At 66.2% G+C, this 18,193-nt stretch carries 16 protein-coding genes; 12 read left to right on the top strand and 4 right to left on the bottom strand.

The features are described from left to right. From MTX23_RS22415 to MTX23_RS22390, 6 genes are all read left to right on the top strand, one after another. Complete coding sequence (locus MTX23_RS22415; protein WP_280972361.1) at nucleotides 1-732, top strand: ABC transporter ATP-binding protein; 732 nt, start codon at nucleotides 1-3, stop codon at nucleotides 730-732. Next, nucleotides 719-1,417, top strand: coding sequence for an ABC transporter ATP-binding protein (locus tag MTX23_RS22410; RefSeq protein ID WP_280972360.1), 699 nt, complete (start codon nucleotides 719-721; stop codon nucleotides 1,415-1,417). The genes MTX23_RS22415 and MTX23_RS22410 overlap by 14 nt, the downstream gene beginning before the upstream one ends. Nucleotides 1,418-1,437: 20 nt before the next feature. Then, nucleotides 1,438-2,304, top strand: coding sequence for a branched-chain amino acid ABC transporter permease (locus tag MTX23_RS22405; RefSeq protein ID WP_280972359.1), 867 nt, complete (start codon nucleotides 1,438-1,440; stop codon nucleotides 2,302-2,304). Between the two features lie 5 nt (nucleotides 2,305-2,309). After that, nucleotides 2,310-3,329, top strand: a complete 1,020-nt coding sequence (locus MTX23_RS22400) for a branched-chain amino acid ABC transporter permease (RefSeq protein ID WP_280972358.1) — start codon at nucleotides 2,310-2,312, stop codon at nucleotides 3,327-3,329. 64 nt (nucleotides 3,330-3,393) lie between these two features. After that, complete coding sequence (locus MTX23_RS22395; RefSeq protein WP_280972357.1) at nucleotides 3,394-5,424, top strand: tyramine oxidase; 2,031 nt, start codon at nucleotides 3,394-3,396, stop codon at nucleotides 5,422-5,424. Then, entirely contained in the window at nucleotides 5,405-5,743 is a 339-nt protein-coding gene (locus tag MTX23_RS22390) for a hypothetical protein (protein WP_280972356.1), read from the top strand. Before MTX23_RS22395 ends, MTX23_RS22390 begins: the two co-directional genes overlap by 20 nt. On the opposite strand, the gene MTX23_RS22385 is transcribed toward MTX23_RS22390, so the two are convergent. The 3 genes from MTX23_RS22385 to MTX23_RS22375 are packed head-to-tail and all read right to left on the bottom strand — an operon-like array spanning nucleotide 5,729 to nucleotide 9,024. Further along, complete coding sequence (locus MTX23_RS22385) at nucleotides 5,729-7,081, bottom strand: aminotransferase class III-fold pyridoxal phosphate-dependent enzyme (RefSeq protein ID WP_280972355.1); 1,353 nt, start codon at nucleotides 7,079-7,081, stop codon at nucleotides 5,729-5,731. The two genes, MTX23_RS22390 and MTX23_RS22385, sit on opposite strands and share 15 nt — an antisense overlap. An 18-nt stretch (nucleotides 7,082-7,099) precedes the next feature. After that, the gene (locus MTX23_RS22380) at nucleotides 7,100-7,753 is read right to left on the bottom strand and encodes an HAD-IA family hydrolase (RefSeq protein ID WP_280978149.1); all 654 of its coding nucleotides are present in this window, start codon (nucleotides 7,751-7,753) and stop codon (nucleotides 7,100-7,102) included. Nucleotides 7,754-7,761: 8 nt separating this feature from the next. After that, nucleotides 7,762-9,024: a Tm-1-like ATP-binding domain-containing protein gene (locus MTX23_RS22375; protein WP_280972354.1), complete on the bottom strand. Its 1,263-nt coding sequence runs from the start codon at nucleotides 9,022-9,024 to the stop codon at nucleotides 7,762-7,764. 217 nt (nucleotides 9,025-9,241) lie between these two features. Here MTX23_RS22375 and MTX23_RS22370 point away from each other — a divergent pair, with 217 nt between their 5' ends. Genes MTX23_RS22370 through MTX23_RS22355 form a run of 4 tightly spaced genes read left to right on the top strand, consistent with a single transcriptional unit; the run spans nucleotide 9,242 to nucleotide 13,680 of the window. After that, entirely contained in the window at nucleotides 9,242-10,726 is a 1,485-nt protein-coding gene (locus MTX23_RS22370; protein ID WP_280972353.1) for an aldehyde dehydrogenase, read from the top strand. After that, nucleotides 10,723-12,111 carry a transaminase gene (locus MTX23_RS22365; RefSeq protein WP_280972352.1) on the top strand — a complete coding sequence of 463 codons (1,389 nt, stop codon included), beginning with the start codon at nucleotides 10,723-10,725 and terminating at the stop codon, nucleotides 12,109-12,111. The genes MTX23_RS22370 and MTX23_RS22365 overlap by 4 nt, the downstream gene beginning before the upstream one ends. After that, on the top strand, nucleotides 12,111-12,923 hold the full coding sequence (locus tag MTX23_RS22360) for an SDR family oxidoreductase (RefSeq protein ID WP_280972351.1): 813 nt from the start codon (nucleotides 12,111-12,113) through the stop codon (nucleotides 12,921-12,923). The genes MTX23_RS22365 and MTX23_RS22360 overlap by 1 nt, the downstream gene beginning before the upstream one ends. Next, nucleotides 12,910-13,680, top strand: a complete 771-nt coding sequence (locus MTX23_RS22355; RefSeq protein WP_280972350.1) for an SDR family oxidoreductase — start codon at nucleotides 12,910-12,912, stop codon at nucleotides 13,678-13,680. Before MTX23_RS22360 ends, MTX23_RS22355 begins: the two co-directional genes overlap by 14 nt. A gap of 30 nt (nucleotides 13,681-13,710) precedes the next feature. Here MTX23_RS22355 and MTX23_RS22350 read toward each other — a convergent pair whose 3' ends face one another. Next, on the bottom strand, nucleotides 13,711-14,502 hold the full coding sequence (locus tag MTX23_RS22350; RefSeq protein WP_280972349.1) for a DeoR/GlpR family DNA-binding transcription regulator: 792 nt from the start codon (nucleotides 14,500-14,502) through the stop codon (nucleotides 13,711-13,713). Nucleotides 14,503-14,759: 257 nt separating this feature from the next. Between MTX23_RS22350 and deoC the strand changes: the two genes are divergently transcribed. Beyond that, on the top strand, nucleotides 14,760-15,770 hold the full coding sequence (deoC, locus tag MTX23_RS22345) for a deoxyribose-phosphate aldolase (RefSeq protein WP_280972348.1): 1,011 nt from the start codon (nucleotides 14,760-14,762) through the stop codon (nucleotides 15,768-15,770). A gap of 10 nt (nucleotides 15,771-15,780) precedes the next feature. Beyond that, complete coding sequence (locus MTX23_RS22340; RefSeq protein WP_280972347.1) at nucleotides 15,781-18,168, top strand: aldehyde dehydrogenase family protein; 2,388 nt, start codon at nucleotides 15,781-15,783, stop codon at nucleotides 18,166-18,168. The last annotated feature ends 25 nt before the right edge of the window (nucleotides 18,169-18,193 follow it).

Here is an 18,193-nt window from a genome sequence, read left to right as displayed (position 1 = left end):
ATGGCACCGCTTCTGCGCGTCAGCGGCCTGTCCAAGCGCTTCGGCGAGATCGTCGTCGCCGACGACGTCAGCTTCGAGCTGGCGCGCGGCGAGTGCCTTGGCGTGATCGGCCCCAATGGCGCCGGCAAGAGCTCGCTGTTGAACCTGATCGTCGGTCTGCTCACGGCCGACGACGGGTCGATCATGCTGGACGGCCAGGGGATCACCGGCCTGCCGCCGCACCGTCGCGCGCGCATGGGTCTCGGGCGCGCCTTCCAGATCCCGCAGCCGTTTCCGCATCTCTCGGTCTATGAGAACGCGCTGGTCGCGGCATCCTACGGCGCGGGCCTGCACGGCGAGGCCGCCTCCGCCTGGACGATGGAGGTTCTGCAACGCACCGGGCTTGAGGCCAAGGCGGACAAGCTTGCGGGCGCCTTGCCGCTGATCGACCGCAAGCGGTTGGAATTCGCCAAGGCGCTGGCCTCCAGGCCGGCGCTGATCCTGCTCGATGAAATCGCCGCGGGGCTGACCGAGCCGGAGGTCGAGCGCCTTGTCGCGATCATCAAGACGGTCAAGGCCGATCACGCGATCATCTGGATCGAGCACATTCCGCACGCGCTGCGCGCGGTGTCGGATCGCATCCTGGTGCTCGATTTCGGCCGCAAGGTGCTGGAAGGACCACCGGCCGAGGTCATGGACAGCGCCGTGGTGCGCGAAATCTACATGGGACTGAAGGCCGATGGCGTTGCTTGACGTGAGTGGCCTGCAGATCTTCTACGGCGATCTCCAGGCGGTGTTCGACATGAATTTCACCGTCGCGGACGGCGAGGCGGTGGCGCTGGTCGGCGCCAACGGCGCGGGCAAGTCGACCTTCCTGAAGGCGCTGGTCGGCCTGAACGAGGAGCGGTCGGGCGCGATCCATTTCGACGGCGTCGACATCTCGCGCATGCCGGCGGAACTGGTGTCGCGGCTCGGCCTGATCATGGTGCCGGAGGGACGGCTGCTGTTCGAGTCGCTAACCGTCGAGGAGAACCTGCTGATGGGCACCGTGAACCGGCGCTCCGGAAGCTGGACGCTGCGCCGGGTGTTCGACCTGTTTCCGATTCTGGAAGAGCGGCGGCGGATGGTTCCGGGACAGCTCTCCGGCGGCCAGCAGCAGATGGCGGCGATCGGCCGCGCCCTGATGTCGAATCCGCGGCTGTTGCTGTGCGACGAGATTTCGCTCGGGCTCGCGCCCGTCGTGGTCGAGCAGATCTATCACTCGTTTGCGGATATTCGCCGCGAAGGCACCGCCATCGTGCTGGTCGAGCAGGACGTCAACCGCGCACTCGCGACGTCCGAGCGGATCTATTGCCTCCTGAAGGGGCGGGTATCGCTGGCCGGGCCGGCGCAGGGCTTGCTGCCTGAAGAACTGACCCATGCGTATTTTGGCAACTAGCCAGAACGGACCGGTGAGACATGATCTGGGTTGAGACGTTGATCAATGGGGCTTTGCTGGGCGGGCTTTACGGCTTGCTCGGCATTGGGCTGGCGTTGGTGTTCGGCGTGATGCGGGTCGTGAACATCGCGCATGGCGAGTTCATGGTGCTGAGCGCCTTCTGTGCGGTGCTGCTCGCCAACCTGTTCCCCTCGGTGCCGCCGCTCTTGATGCTGATTCCGGTGATTGGCCTGTCGTTTGCGGTCGGATGGATCTACCAGGCCGTCATCGTCAACCGGGTCGTGACGTCGCCCGATCCGCTCTCGCCGCTGCTCCTGACATTCGGAGTGTCGGTGATCCTGCGCAACTTGATGGTCGAGGTGTTCGGCGCCGATGTGCGCAGCCTTCAGGTCGGCGAATTGTCCCGCGCGAGCCTCGAGATCGGCGGCTTGAATATCGGCATCATGCCGTTGCTTACCCTCGTGCTGGCTGCATTGCTGTTCATGGCGCTGCAGCTCATCCTGCGCCATACCGAGTTCGGACGGATCGTGCGCGCGACCGCCGACCGGCGCGACGTCGTCCGCCTGTCCGGAGTCAAGCCCGACCGTGTCTACAACTATGTGATGGGCCTGTCGCTCGCGCTCGGCGCCATCGGCGGCGTGCTGCTGGCGGTGCGCTCGAGCTTCACGCCGTTCTCCGGAGCCGAGCGGCTCTTGATCGCATTCGAGGTCGTCGTGCTCGGCGGGCTCGGCTCGTTCTGGGGCGCGTTGATCGGCGGCATCGCGCTCGGCATGTCGCAACTGATCGGGTTGAAGATCGATCCGAATGCCGGGCTGCTCTACGCGCATCTGCTGTTCTTCATCATGTTGCTGATCAGGCCGTCCGGCCTCGTGGCGAGCAAGGTGTGACGCCGATGCCGACGCGGACAATCCTTGCAGCCTGTGCCGTCATTCTGGTCGTGGTGATCGCCGGCGCGCCGTTCGTTGTGAACGAGGGCTTCCTGCGGCTCGCGACCGAGTGCCTGCTGCTGCTGACGATGGCGCAGATGTGGAACCTGCTGGCGGGCTACGCCGGGCTGGTGTCGCTCGGTCACCAAGTCTTCATCGCCTTCGGCGCCTATGCGCTGTTTCTGACGTCCGGGTGGCTCGAGGTCAATCCGGTCTGGGTGCTGCCGGCGGCGCCGCTGGTTGCGGCCGCCGTTGCCGCCATCATCGCCTTTCCGCTGTTCCGGCTGCGCGACGCCTATTTCTCGATCGCGATGTGGGTGTTTGCCGAGATCATCGGCGCGCTCACGATGAAGTCGCAGGCGATCGGCGGCACGTCGGGGATGCCGCTCCCCACCAGCAGGCTGATCGACTTCGACTGGTTCGAGCCGATCATGTTCTGGCTGGCGGGCGGGTTGACGCTGGTCACCATCGCGGCGCTGTACCGCCTGATGACCTCGAGCTTCGGGCTGGGGTTGATGAGCGTGCGCGACAACGATCTGGCCGCGATGAGCGTCGGCGTCGATGTCCGGCACAATCGCTTTGTCGCCTTCGTGCTGTCGGCGGCGGGATGCGGGCTGGCCGGTGCGCTCAGCTTCATGGGTAATCTCTTCATCGCGCCGCTCGCCGCGTTCGACGTCAACTGGTCCGTCTACATGATGTTCATCGTCATCATCGGCGGCATCGGGACCCTGGAAGGCCCGATCATCGGTGTCATCATCTTCTTCGGCCTACGCGAGCTGATGACCGGGCCGCTCGGGCTCACCGGCGGCTGGTATCTCGTCGGACTCGGCGTCATCGCGGTTGTCGTCATGATGGTGGCTCCGCGCGGCATCTGGCCGGTGCTGCGCGACCGCATCGGGCTACGCCTCCTGGACGTGCAGCGCGCCGCGCCGCGCCCGGCCGCAGCCGCGGTCCTGCCCGGCGTCTCGGAACAGACGGCGGGATGAGCGCAGGCTTCATGCCGCCGCCTTTGCCGGTATGCTGGCGACCCCAGATGCGAGGAGAGGCGGAATGGCTCTGATATCCCGTCGTGACGCTTGGGCATGGGCCGGCGTCGCCGTCGCGGCGCTGGCTGCGCCGCTGCCATTGCAGGCCGAGAGCAGGATGTGGCCGGAGGTCGCGGCAACTCACCCGATGGACGGGCTCACCGCGGACGAAATCCAGTCCGTGTCCAATGTGCTCCGTGGCGCCGGCAAGTTGAACGATGCCATGCGGGTCGTCTCGATGGCGCTGGAGGAGGATCCCAAGGACGAGGTGCGGGCGTGGCGACCCGGACAGCCGTTCGCGCGGCGCGCGACGGCGACGCTGCTGAGTGATGGACATCTTTACGAGGCGCGGGTCGACCTCGCCGCGCGCAGCCTGATCCGCTGGGACGAGATCAAGGACAAGCAGGCCGCCCTGACGATTGACGAGCTGATCTCCGCCGGCGACCTGCCGAAGCAGGACCCGCGCTGGGTGGCCGCGATGGCCAAGCGCGGCATCACCGACTTCAGCAACGTGCTGTGCCTGCCGCTGACGGTCGGCCCGGTGACCGATCCTGCGCTGCGCAGGCATCGCCTGCTCAACGTTCCCTGCCTCGACAGGTCGGGTGCGGGCAACAATCTGTGGGGCAAGCCGATCGAGAACCTGATCGCGCAAGTCGATCTCACGACGAAGTCGGTGCTGTCGGTGACCGATCTCGGCGTGGTGCCGCCGCCCGCGTCGACGCCGTTACACGCCTATGCCGACTCCGGGAAATATCGAAAGGTACCGAAACCGGTCGAGATCGCGACGCCGCAGGGCAGCAACGTGATGGTGGAGGGCGGCCAGGTCCGCTGGGACAACTGGTCGTTTCATGTTCGGCTCGACCCGCGTGTCGGCGCGCTGCTGTCGCTGATCCGCTACGACGACCACGGCGCGTGGCGCGACATCGTTTATCAGATCTCGGCGAGCGAGATGTTCGTGCCCTACATGGATCCGGACCAGACCTGGTCGTTCCGCGCCTATATGGATATCGGCGAATATGGCTTCGGTGTGCTCGCGAGCGAACTGCGTCCCGGCGAGGATTGCCCTGATAGTGCGCACTTCCTCGACCTGATGATATCCGACACCAAGGGCATGCCGGTCGCTTCCAAGGGCGCGGTCTGCATCTTCGAGCGTCCGACGGGCGAACCGATCTGGCGTCACAGCGAGCTGACCAACAACACCGCCGAGGTGCGGCCGAACAACGAGCTCGTGGTACGGATGGCGCCGGTCGTCGGCAATTACGACTATCTCGTCGATTACGTGTTCGACCGCGCCGGCAATATCGACGTGAGGCTCGGCGCCTACGGCATCGATGCCACCAAGGGTGTCGCGAGCCGGACCTTGAGCGACCCGACCGCCGCGCAGGATACCGCCTACGGAACACTGGTCGACGAGCGGCTGCTTGCGGTCAACCACGATCACTACATGACATTCCGGATCGACATGGATGTCGACGGCACCGGCAACCGGCTGGTCGAGGACCGCTTCAGCGTGCGCAAGCTGGACCAGGGCCCGCGCAAGAGCCTCTGGCAGGTCGATACCAGGCCGGTCGCGACCGAAGGGCCGATCACGCTGCCGCTCAATGCAGCCCAGTTCAGGGTCGAGAGCACCGCCAAGACCAACAGCCGCGGCTATCACACCAGCTATCAGCTGATGCCCGGCCACTCCGACGTCTCGCTGCTCGCGAAGGATGAGCCGATCCAGTTGCGCGCCGGCTTCAGTGCGTACACGCTGTGGGCCTCGGCCTACGCAAAGGACGAGAGATATGCCGCCGGCCTCTACCCGAACGAAAACGCTGAGGTCGACGGCCTGCCGAAATGGACCGCCGCCAAAAGACCGATCGAGGATCGCGATCTCGTGCTGTGGTACACGGTCGGCTTCCGCCATGTGCCGCGCGCCGAGGACTGGCCGGTCATGCCGGGGCTATGGCACGGTTTCCGCTTGCGTCCGTTCAACTTTTTCGATCGCAATCCGGCGCTCGACGTGCCGCCGGCGGTCGGTGTCAAGGACGCGATCGGTGTCAAGGACGCGAAATGAGCGGCCGCCTGCATCGCCTCGGTGCGGTGGCCTGCGCCTGCTGCCGTTCGTCGTGACGCAGCCGGCCGCGCGCGGCGCGACGGCATCAACCGATGCGGCAAGCGAGGACACGTCCTTGCTCTATCTGAACGCCACCGACTGGGAGAAGCAGCCGGCGCCGCGCAAGATCGCGCTTGCGGCCGACTTCATGCGGATTTTCTGCACCGACCAGACCATGTCGCCGGCGTCGCTGGCCCATTGCCTCGACCGCGACAAGGCTGATGGCGCGCTGTTCGAGCGCGCCATCGCCTGCGTGAGCGCGATTTCAGCCGGCCGCTGAGAGGCCGGCGTCGATCCCTTCGGCGATCCTGCTCACGTCTGTGGCGGTGAGGATCAGGGGCGGCGACAGGATGATGGTGTTGCCGGAGACGCGCAGCATCACGCCAGCCTCGTAGGCGGCATCGGCGACCTTGGCCATTGTCTTCTTGTCCGCGGCCTTCTTGCTATTGCGGTCGGCGACCAGCTCGAGCGCGGCCATCAGCCCCTTGCTCCTGACGTCGCCGACGAGCGGATGCCTGGCCTTGAGCTTTGCGAGCGCGTCGGCGAGCTCCTTGCCGCGCGCTGCAGCATTCTCGTCGAGCTTCAGGCGCCGGGTCTCGGCCAGTGCCGCAAGGCCGGCGGCGCAGCCGACCGGATGGCCCGAATAGGTGTAGCCGTGCCCGATCGAGCCGAATGAGCTCGTATCGGCTTCGAAGATCTCCGCCACGGCCTCGCCGATCAGCGTCGCGCCGAGCGGGAAATAGCCGGAGGTGATCGCCTTGGCCATTGTCATCATATCGGGCTTCACGCCCCACAGCCGCGAGCCCGACCACGCGCCGGTGCGGCCGAAGCCGGTGACGACCTCGTCCGCGATCATCAGGATGCCGTGGCGGTCGCAGATCTCGCGCGCCAGCTTCATGAAGCTCTCCGGCGGCACGATCACGCCGCCGGCGCCGAGAACCGGCTCCATCATGAAGGCGGCAATGGTATCGGCGCCCTGGAACGCGATCTCGTCCTCCATTGCCGCCGCGCAAAGCTGCGCGAGCTTTGCGGGATCGGTCTCGTTGAAGGGATTGCGGTAGGTCGAGGGCGCGGGGATGTGGAATACGCCTGGCAGCAGCGGCTCATAGTTGCGGCGGAAGTTGGCGTTGCCGTTGACCGAGGCGCCGCCGAAATGCGTGCCGTGATAGCCCTTCTTGAGCGCCAGGAACTTGGTGCGGTCGGCCTGGCCCTTGATCTTCCAGTATTGCCGCGCGAGCCGCAGCGCGGTCTCGACCGAGTCCGAGCCGCCGGAGGTGAAGAAGGCGCGCACCATGCCTTCCGGCTTGAACCATTCGGCGAGCTCATAGGCGAGCTCGATCGACGGGCCGGTCGAGGTGCCGCGGAAGCCCGAATAGTAGGGCAGGGCGTTGAGCTGGTCGGCGATCGCCTTCTTGATCGGGTCGCAGCTATAGCCGAGATTGACGTTCCAGAGGCCGCCGACCGCGTCCAGCACGGTCTTGCCGTCGATGTCGGTGACGTGCACGCCCTCGGCCTTCATGACGATCCGCGGCGGCTGCGCCCGCATCTCGGCGGGATGGGCCATCGGGTGCCAGATCGGCTTGGCGTTGTTCTCGACCAGGAAGTTTCTGTCGCGCATGATGGTTCTCCTTCCGGCTCAGTCGAATTCCAGTGCGAAATGGCGCAGCGCCTCGCGGTACGACGCGGCAGGGTTCTTCACGTCGAACAGCACGGTGCGCATGCTGCACGCCTGCGCGCCCGCGATGTTGCGGCGCTGGTCGTCGACGAACACGCAATCCTCCGCCGCAAGCGACAGCGCGTCCAGCACGATTCGATAGGCGCGCGGATCGGGCTTCAGGATTCCAGTATGCGTCGCGTCCACGATGGTAGCGAAACGCGCCAGCACCGGAAGGCGGGCGCGGAAATCCGCGCCATAGAACAGGTCCAGCTCGTTCGAGAGGATGGCGAGCCTGAAGCCGGCGTCGGCCACGATCCGGATCGCGCGCTCGGCTTCGGGGCGGATCGCCGTCTCCGGGTCGGCGCCGCGCGCGCGCTTGACGAAGGTCTCCATGTCGGGCCAGTCCTCGCCCAGCATGCGCCCGACCTCGCGGCTGCGCGTCAGCCAGTAGCCGCGCTCGGAGATCTCGCCGCGCTGCATCGCGGCCCACAGCGGATCGCTGTCGGGCGCAAACGGGCCACGCCAGGTCAGCGTGCCCGGTGCGAGCCCGAGCGTGCGCTCCGTGAGGTCGTGAGTCTCGAACAGGGTCTTCGAGATGACCCCGCCGAAATCCAGTACCAATGCTCTGGCGATCGGCCTGGTCACGCGGCAACCGTCGTGTGGCCGGCCGGCACGATGCCGGCCTCGACCCAGCGGTCGAAGATGCCGAGCACGGTCTCGTTGAACGCCGCGCTGTTGATGTGATCCTCGACCTCGTGCAGCTCGACAGGTGCAGCGATCGCCGAGCGCATCGCGTCGACAAAGGCGGAGAGAGCCTCGGGATCGTGCAGCGGCTCACCGGCGCGGTCCCATTGCTGGATGCCGCCGGTGGGCAGCACGAAGGCGACCGGAGCCTTGGCGTGAGACAGTTTCTCGGCGATCGCGTGCGCGATCCGGCGGCGGTCGACGGCTCGGGATGTCGCCGACGCGAGCAATCGGTTGTGCGCATGGAACGGACGGTCGGCGAGGTCCTTCGGGATCGGCAGCCACGCCGGAAAATCCACCATGTCGACGGCGCCGGGCGCGACGATCTGGGGAATACACGCGCGGCCCGCATTCTCCAGCCGGTCCGCGCCCGAATTCACCATCGATCCCGTGAACTGGTTGGCGACCTCCTGCAGGCTGAGGTCCAGCACCGCGGCGAAACCGCCTTGTGCGGCGATCGATTCCATCGCGCGGCCGCCCATGCCTGTGGTGTGGAAGATCACGACCTCGTAGCCGCGCTTCTCGAGCTGCGGCTTGAGTTCGACCATGTAGCGCAGGCAGCTCTTGCCGAGCGAGGTGATGGCGACCACCGGCCGCGCCTTCTGCGGCCTGATCGCGCTCTTCGCAGCGCCGACGATCGCGCCGCAGGCCTGCGACAACACCGCGGTGCAGGTGCCGTTGAGGCCGTACAGCCCGCCCGCCCACAGGATCATCATCAAATCGGCTGCGACGCGCTCGGGCGGGATCAGGTGCGAGAACGCGACCGTCGAGACGATCAGCTTCGGCAGGCCGAGCGGCAGTGCCTGTGCGACGTCGAGTGCCAGATCGGTTCCCATCGTTCCGCCGATGGCGATCACCGCATCGATAGCGTCGCGCACGGCGAGATCGCGCGCCAGGTTGGCGGCGCCGACCGCCATCAGCGACATTGCCGTGTTCTCGTCGCCGCTGGACGCGATGTCGGCGATTGTGGTCTGCGCGGCGGCGGCCACCGCGTGCTTGTCATGCGCGGGCTGGTATGGCGGGTCGCCGAGCACGCTGATGTCCATCATGATCGTCGTGCCGCCCGCCCGGGCGATGCAATCGCTCATGAACTGGAGTTCGTCGGCCTTGGTGTCTCCGGTTCCGATCAGGAGGATGCGGGGCTGCGTGATCTCTGGCATGACCTTGTCAGTGCTCGCCGGGGCGTGAGGGATAAAGGAACGAGGTGTTGCACCGAGCGGGCAGGGCGTTCGGTCATCGTGAGATCACGCTATGGGGGCGAGGGCTGCGACGACATCCACCTATCGGTTGATTGCTGCCAAAGCCTTGAATTGGCGAGGATTGCGCCACTTGAGCGCTCCGCCGCGCAAGCGCGCTTTGCCATAGCCACAGTATCCCATGCAGCAAGCCCAGATCGATCAATTGAGGTCGGCCGCGATTCCGGCCCAACAGCTCTTTGTCGGCGGCCGGCCGACCCCGGCGAGGGGCGACGTGCGGCTCGACGTCGTCTCGCCGATCGACGGCCGGGTGCTGACGACGATTGCCGACGGCGATGCGGCGGATATCGATCTCGCGGTGAGCCGTGCACGACACGCGTTCGAGCAGGGAAGCTGGTCGCGGGCGGCGCCGGCGCAACGCAAGAAGGTGCTGCTGCGGTTCGCCGACCTCATCGAACAGCACGCGCTAGAGATTGCCGTGCTCGGCGTACGCGACAACGGCACCGAGATCGGGATGGCCTACAAGGCCGAGCCGCTGTCGGCTGCCGGGACCATCCGCTACTACGCCGAAGCGATCGACAAGGTCTATGGCGAGATCGCGCCGACCGGCGGCGATGTCCTCGGCCTTGTCCATCGCGAGCCGCTCGGTGTCGTCGGCGTGATCGTGCCGTGGAATTTCCCGCTGATGATAGGCGCCTGGAAGATCGGTCCGGCACTGGCGGCCGGCAACTCGGTCGTGGTGAAGCCGCCCGAGCTGGCGTCGCTGACGCTGCTGCGACTCGCCGAGCTGGCGAGCGAGGCGGGCTTGCCGGACGGAGTGCTCAATGTCGTCACTGGACGCGGCACATCCGCAGGCGAAGCGCTCGCGCTCCACATGGATGTCGACGTGCTGGCCTTCACCGGCTCGGGCGCGGTCGGCCGTCGCCTGCTGGAATGCTCCGCGCGATCGAACCTGAAGCGCGTTCATCTCGAGCTTGGCGGCAAGTCGCCCAACATCGTGTTTGCCGATGTGCCCGACGTCAAGCAGGCGGCGAAGGTCTCGGCGAACGGCATCTTCCGTAATTCCGGCCAGGTCTGCGTCGCCGGCTCGCGGCTGCTGGTGCAGTCCGCGATCTACGAGCGCTTCATGGACGAATTGCTGCAGGCGACGGCAAAGCTCAGGGTCGGCGACCCGCTGGAGCTAACGTCCGACATCGGGGCGATCTCGAGCCAGATGCAGTTGCGCAAGAATCTCGATGCCGTCGCGCGTGCCGAAGAACAGGGTGCGACGCGGCTGGTCGGCGGCGAACAGATTCGCATCGAGAGCGGCGGCAACTTCATGGCGCCCGCGATCCTCGCCAGCGTCACGCCGTCGATGGAGCTGTGGCGGGAGGAGGTGTTCGGTCCCGTGCTGGCGGTCACACGGTTCGACAGTGAGGAGGATGCGATCGCGCTCGCCAACGCGACGCCCTACGGCCTAGCGTCGGCGGTGTGGACCGGCCGGCTGTCGACGGCGCATCGCATGGTGCGCGCCATCAGGGCCGGCGTCATTCACGTCAATACCTATGGCGGCGCCGACATCACCGTGCCGCTGGGCGGCTTCAAGCAGTCAGGTTTCGGGCGGGACAAATCGCTCCATGCGCTCGATGCCTACACCGACCTCAAGACCGCGTGGATAGCCCTATGACCGTCGCAGCCGAACAGCGCAAGGCCATTGTGAACCGGCTGCTGGATGCCGAGCAGGAACGATTCAACAGGCTGCATCCGCGCTCGGCGGCGGCCTGGCAGCAAGGCAAACGGCATTTCCTCTATGGCGGTCCGTCGCACTGGATGCGGCGCTGGGCCGGCGGTTTTCCTGTTTATGTCGAGGAAGCCAACGGCGCGCATATCAGGGATATCGACGGCCGCGATTACATCGATTTCTGCCTCGGCGACACCGGCGGCATGTGCGGTCACGCGCCCGAGGCGGTGACGGAGGCCGCAACGCGCCAGCTCAAGCGCGGCGCCACGATGATGCTGCCGACCGAGGACAGTCTCTGGGTCGGCGCCGAGCTCTCGCGCCGCTTCGGCCCGAAATACTGGACGCTGACGACGTCGGCGACCGATGCCAACCGTGCCGCGATCCGCATCTCCCGCATGATCACCGGCCGGCGCAAGGTGCTGGTGTTCTCCGGTTGCTACCATGGCGGCGTCGAGGAGGCGCATGTCGAAATCCGCGACGGCCGCGTCGGCCTGCGCAACATGATCCATCCCAACGGCGTCGATCATGACGCCGTGAGCCGGGTCGTCGAGTTCAACGATGTTGCTGCGCTGGAAGCAGCACTCGCGCAGGGCGACGTCGCCTGCGTGCTGACCGAGCCGCTGATGACGAATTTCGGCATGATCCCGGTCGATCCAGGTTTTCACCGCGCGTTACGCGACTTGACCCGCCGCGCCGGCGCCATCCTGATCATCGACGAAACGCATACGCTGTCCTGCGCGCCGGGCGGCTACACCGAGGCCAACGGGCTCGAGCCCGATATCTTCGTTGCCGGCAAGGCGATCGCCGGTGGCATTCCCGCGGGCATATTCGGCCTGAGCCAGGAGATTGCCGAGCGGCTCTGGACAATTGTTCCGCAAGTCAATCCGCGCGAGCGGCAGTCCGCGCATCTCGGATTTGGCGGCACCCTTGCCGGCAACACGCTGACGGTCGCAACCATGCGCGCGGTGCTGGAGAAGGTGCTGACGCCGGCGAACTACCAGCACATGATCGCCACCGCGACGCAGCTCGCGAGCGAAGCCCGCGACCTGATCGCAGCGAACCGGCTGCCCTGGCATGTCACGCAAGTCGGCGCGCGGGCCGAGATCATGTTCATGCCGCGGCCGCCGCGCAGCGGTGCCGACGTCATCGCGGGACGCCAGCCCGATCTCGAGACCCTGCTGCACGCGTTCTACATGAACGAAGGCATCCTGGTGACGCCGTTCCATACGATGTTCCTGATGTGCCCGGCGACTTCGGCGCCGGACGCAGCACGACATACCACGGTCTTCGCGCAGTTCATCGATTTGCTACGTCAGGCTGGAGTGGTTTGATGCAAAAGGCTCCGTTCGATCTCTCGGGGAGGGTTGCCATCGTGACGGGCGGGGGCAGGGGCATCGGCGCCGCCATCGTCAGGCGGCTGGCGCAGGCCGGCGCCACCGTCGTGATCGCCAACCGGACGCAGGACGTCGCCGAGACGTTGGCGCGGGAGCTCGCTGCCGACGGGTTGGTGGTCCAGTGCGTGCCGTTCGAGACGCTCGACCGGGCCAGCCTGCGCCTGGTGGTCGACGGCGTCGCTGGGCAACATGGTCGGCTCGACATCGTCGTGCACAATGCGGGCGGTTGCCCGTGGTCGTCGCTGGAGGAACTCGACGAAGCAACGCTGGATGACACGCTGGCGCTGAACCTCAATGCCAGCTTCTGGCTGACGCAGGCCGCGATCCCGCATATGCGTGCCCACCGCTTCGGGCGGATTCTCGTGACATCCTCGGTCTCGGCGCGCGTGGCGATGGGCGGCGGCGCGCATTACTCGGCAGCGAAGGCCGGCGTCAACGCCTTCATTCGCGGCGCTGCGTTCGAGCTGGCGCGCGACGGCATCACGGTTAACGGCGTCGAGGCTGGCTTCATCGAGAAGCCGGGCCGAGGCATCATGAGCAAGCCGGAGAACAGGGCCATGCTCGAGCGCTTCATTCCGGTCGGGCACATGGGCAGCGCGGACGATATCGCTTGCGCGATGCTCTATCTGGCGTCCGCCGAGGCCAAATATGTCACCGGGCAGACCCTCGTCGTCGATGGCGGTTCGACCCTGCCGGAGACCGGATTTGCCGTCGAACGGCAATGGGGGGCTCTAGATGGCGCGGCTTGACGGAAAGACGGCGCTCGTCACCGGCGCTGCAACCGGGATCGGTCGGGCGGCGGCCTTGCTGCTGGCGCAGAATGGCGCGCGCGTCGTGCTGTTCGGACTCGGCGAAGCCGAACTCGAGGCGGCTGCGGCTGAAGCCGGCGGCCAGGCGATCCTTGGCGACGTCACACAAGTAGCGGACATCGAGAAAGCCATCGCGGCCTGCGGTGCGCGGCTCGATATCGTGGTCAATGCCGCTGGCCTGATCGTCCCCGATCAGCCCGCAAACGTCTCCGACGAGGTCTGGGTCAAAACCCTCGACGTCAACCTCACCGGAACAATGCGCGTCTGTCGCGCGGCCCTGCCGCTCCTCACGCAGCGCGGCGGCGCGATCGTGAACATCGCATCCGTTGCCGCCTTCAACGCCAGCCCGGACAGCGCAAGCTACGCGGCCAGCAAGGCCGCCGTCGTCGCGTACACGCGGTCGCTCGCCTATGCGCATGGCGCCGATGGCGTCCGCGCCAACGCCGTGGCGCCCGGCTGGGTGCGCACGCCGATGAGCGCCTATGAGATGCGATTGCTCGCCGAGCAGAACGGCACCACGCCGGAGGCGGAATTCCAGTCGGTCGAGCGCCGAATCGCGCTTGGGCGGATGGCCGACCCCGCGGAGATCGCCGCGTGCTGCCTGTTCCTCGCCTCGGATGAGGCCTCGTTCGTGACGGGCGCCGTTCTGGTGGCCGACGGCGGCGGCCGCTCGCCGACGCAGAACCGCGCCGTGTAGTCCCGCATTGCTCCGATAGCCACGGCCGGGTCAGGTTGCGTTGGACACATACTCGACGGGAAGGCTGCGAAAGTGCTTGCGCATCTCTGATGATGCCGCGCCGCCGACGATGATCCGCGAGAACGCCTCGACGGCGGAGAAGAACGCCGGCTTGAGGCTGCCGAGCTTGCTCGCATCGACCACCAGGATGCTTTCCATCGCGGTGGCAATGGCGGCCTGCTTGATTGCAACTTCGTGAAAGTTCGAGCAGCTGGCGCCGCGGGTCCAGTGCACGCCGCCGGCGGAGATGAAGGCCTTGTTGATGCCGAGCCGCCGCAGGTACGACAGGCCATCGTCGGATGAGAAGGACTGCGATGAGGGATGGTAGAGCCCGCCCATCAGCATCACCTGCGTGGCGGGCCGTCGCGTGACGATGGTCGCCACGTTCATCGAATAGCAGATCACCGAGAGCGGCAGATCTTCCGGCAGGCAGTCCGCCAGCGACTGCATCGTGGTGCCACAGTCGATGAAGATCGTGTCGCCTTCCTTGATCGAGGCGGCGGCAGATCGGCAGGCGAGACGCTTGTCCTGGGTGTGCTGATCGATCTCCTGCTCGAACGTGTACTTGATCCCGGTCGGCGACGCCGCGTTGACGACGTAACCGCCGAGCAGCGCAAGCGCTGCCTCTGGACCGGCCAGGTCACGTCGCACCGTCATTTCGGACACCTTGAGCAGTTCGGCGGCGTCCTTCAGGTGCAGCGCGCCGCTGCTCTCGACGGCGCGGCGCAGCCGTTGCAGGCGCTGGACGCGCGTCTCGCTTGGTCGTGTCGGTGTTTCAGCCATTTTGGTCACCGAGCCTGCTTATCCCGTTGACAATGATCTTACAATGTTGTGAATTTATCAACGGCAGTATGTTACAATAATAACATCGAGCCTAGAGGAGCCATCCAGTGTCTGGCGAGGTCGTGCGTCGGGCAGGCGATGAGCTCCATCGGACAGGATCTGGGAGGATCCCATGTTGCAATTGGGACATTCAATCTATCTGGCGTTTCAGTCGATTCGCTAGGACGGCCGGTGTTTCGATGACGCAGAGCGTCTTCATGCAGAATCCGTCCGCGGTGCCGACGCCGCCTCACGTTCGAGGTGAGCCGCACGCAATTCCGCTTTCGCGCAATAGCGGCCGCGCGCTCGAGCTGGCTTGGGTCGACGAGATCAGGATCAATCTGTCCGCCGCCGAGCGACGCGTGGCGAGCCTTCCGGGCCGGCGCACCGTCAAGAAGGATGCGCAGGCCGGGTGGCTTTTGAAGGCGATCACCTGCATCGACCTGACGACCCTCAACGGCGACGATACCGCCGAACGGGTGAAGCGCCTCTGCGCCAAGGCCAAGGCCCCGGTGCGAAGCGACATTCTCGAGGCACTCGGCTTTGCCGGGCGTGAGCTGCACACCGGCGCGGTCTGCGTCTATCACCGTTTCGTTGCGACCGCAGTCGAAGCGCTTGACGGATCCGACATTCCGGTCGCCGCGGTCTCGACCGGATTTCCGGCGGGCCTCGTGCCGCACGACGTGAAGCTCAAGGAGATCGAGGCCTCGGTCCGGGACGGCGCGCAGGAGATCGACATCGTGATCACCCGCGAGCATGTGCTGACCGGCGACTGGCGCGCGCTCTACGCCGAGGTGAAGGATTTTCGCGCCGCCTGCGGCGATGCGCATCTGAAGACCATTCTGGCCACCGGCGATCTCAAGACGTTGCGCAATGTCGCCAAGGCATCGATGGTCTGCATGATGGCCGGCGCCGACTTCATCAAGACGTCGACCGGCAAGGAGGGCGTCAATGCGACGCTGCCCGTCACGCTCGCGATGCTGCGGATGATCCGCGTGTATCAGGAGCGCACCCGCTACAAGATCGGCTTCAAGCCCGCCGGCGGAATCTCGACGGCAAAGGACGTGCTCAACTATCAGTTCCTGATGAAGGAGGAGCTCGGCCGCGAATGGCTCGAGCCGGACCTGTTCCGGATCGGTGCGTCGAGCCTGCTCGCCGATATCGAACGCCAGCTCGAGCATCACGTCACCGGCCGCTACTCGGCCTTCAACCGCCACCCTGTGGGATGAGACTCTGGCGATGAGCGTCGCACATTACTACGAGACCATGGAGTACGGTCCCGCTCCCGAGGCCGACGGCGAGGCGCGCGCCTGGCTGAAGCAGCACGGCGCCGTGTTCGGGCACTTCATCGACGGCAAGTTCGTCGCGCCGCATACCGGCAAGCACCTCTCGACGATCGAGCCTGCCACCGGCAAGACACTGGCCAAAATCGCGGAAGGCTCCGCCGCCGACGTTGAGGCCGCGGTGCGTGCCGCGCGCACCGCGCAGCCGCTTTGGGCCAAGCTTGGTGGTCACGGCCGCACGCGCCATCTCTACGCGTTGGCGCGGATGCTGCAGCGTCATGCCCGCCTGTTTGCCGTGCTGGAGGCGATCGACAACGGCAAGCCGATCCGCGAGACCCGCGATCTCGACATCCCGCTGGCCGCGCGCCATTTCCTGTACCACGCCGGCTGGGCGCAACTGCAGGAGCGTGAGTTCGCCGATCAGGTGCCGGTCGGCGTGATCGGGCAGATCATCCCGTGGAATTTCCCGCTGCTGATGTTGGCATGGAAGATCGCGCCCGCGCTCGCCGCGGGCAATACGGTGGTGCTGAAGCCCGCGGAGTTCACCTCGCTGACCGCCTTGCTGTTCGCGGAGCTTGCGGCAGAAGCGGGTCTGCCGCTGGGCGTGCTGAATGTGGTGACGGGCGATGGCGCGACCGGCGCATTGCTCGTCGAAAACCCTGATGTCGATAAGATCGCGTTCACCGGATCGACCGAGGTCGGGCGGCTGATCCGGCAATCGACCGCGGGGAGTGGCAAGTCGCTGACCCTCGAGCTGGGCGGCAAGTCGCCCTTCATCGTGTTCGATGATGCCGACATCGACGGCGCCGTGGAAGGCGTGGTCGATGCCATCTGGTTCAACCAGGGCCAGGTCTGCTGCGCCGGTTCGCGCCTGCTGCTGCAGGAGGGGATTGCCGAGACGTTTCGCAGGCGCCTCATCCGCCGCATGGAAACGCTGCGTGTCGGCATGCCGCTCGACAAGGCGATCGACATGGGGGCAGTGGTTGCCCCCGTGCAACTCGAGCGGATCAAGTCGCTGGTCGAGACCGGGGTAAAGGAGGGCGCCGAGAAATATCAGGCGCCTGGCGCGATTCCCGCCGAAGGATGCTTCTATCCGCCGACGCTGCTCTGGAACGTGCAGCCGTCCTCGACCGTGGCGGTCGAGGAGATCTTCGGGCCGGTGCTGGTAGCGATGACGTTCCGCACGCCCGATGAGGCTGTGATGCTCGCCAACAACACGCGCTACGGGCTTGCCGCCAGCGTCTGGAGCGAGACGATCGGGCTGGCGCTGGATATCGCGCCGAAACTGCTCGCCGGCGTGGTCTGGGTCAACGCGACCAATCTGTTCGACGCCAGCGTGGGCTTTGGCGGCTATCGCGAGTCCGGCTTCGGCCGCGAGGGCGGCCGCGAAGGCATGTATGAATATCTCAAGCCCAAGGCCTGGAGCGGGCGGAAGGCGCGTGCCAAGGCGTCGCCGCAGCCGGCTCCGACTGGAGCGAGTCCCGGATTTGGCGTGCCGCCGATCGATCGGACCGCGAAGCTGTTCGTCGGCGGCAAGCAGGTGCGGCCCGACGGGAATTACTCGCGCGCCGTGCTGTCGCCGAAGGGGCGGCATCTGGGTGAAGTGGGCGAAGGCAACCGCAAGGACATCCGGAATGCGGTGGCCGCAGCGCGTGCGGCCGAGGCGTGGGCGAGGGCGACCGCGCATAATCGCGCCCAGATTCTCTACTACCTTGCCGAGAATCTCTCCGCGCGAGGCGACGAATTGGCCCGGCGCATCGCCGACATGACCGGTGTATCGGGCGCCAAGGCGCGCGCGGAGGTCGATGCCAGTATCGAGCGGCTGTTCAGCTATGGGGCCTGGGCCGACAAATTCGAGGGAACGATCCATGCACCGCCGCTCCGCGGCGTTGCGCTCGCAATGCACGAGCCGATCGGCGTGGTCGGTGTCGCCTGTCCCGACGAGGCGCCGCTGCTCGGCTTCATCAGTCTGGTGGCGCCCTTGATTGCGCTGGGCAACCGTGTCGTCGCCGTGCCGAGCGAGCGGCATCCGCTCGCCGCGACCGATTTCTACCAGGTGCTGGAGACATCGGATGTGCCGGCGGGTGTCGTCAATATCGTCACCGGCAGCCGGGACGAGCTCGTGAAGGTGCTGGCCGAGCACGACGATGTCGATGCACTCTGGGTGTTCGGTTCGCTAGAAGCCTCGGCTGCGGCGGAACGGCTGTCGGTCGGCAATCTCAAGCGCACGTTCGTCGACCACGGCCTGATGCTCGACTGGTATGACAAGGCCGCATCCGAAGGTCCGATCCTGCTTCGTCACGCCGTGCAGGTGAAGAACATCTGGATTCCCTATGGAGACTAGAGACACTGCCTTGCCGTGAGGCGAA

This window comes from Bradyrhizobium sp. ISRA436, from assembly GCF_029910015.1.
GTDB lineage: Bacteria > Pseudomonadota > Alphaproteobacteria > Rhizobiales > Xanthobacteraceae > Bradyrhizobium.
Note: the sequence above shows the minus strand (reverse complement) of the source record. Positions and strands in the feature narration are given on the sequence as shown.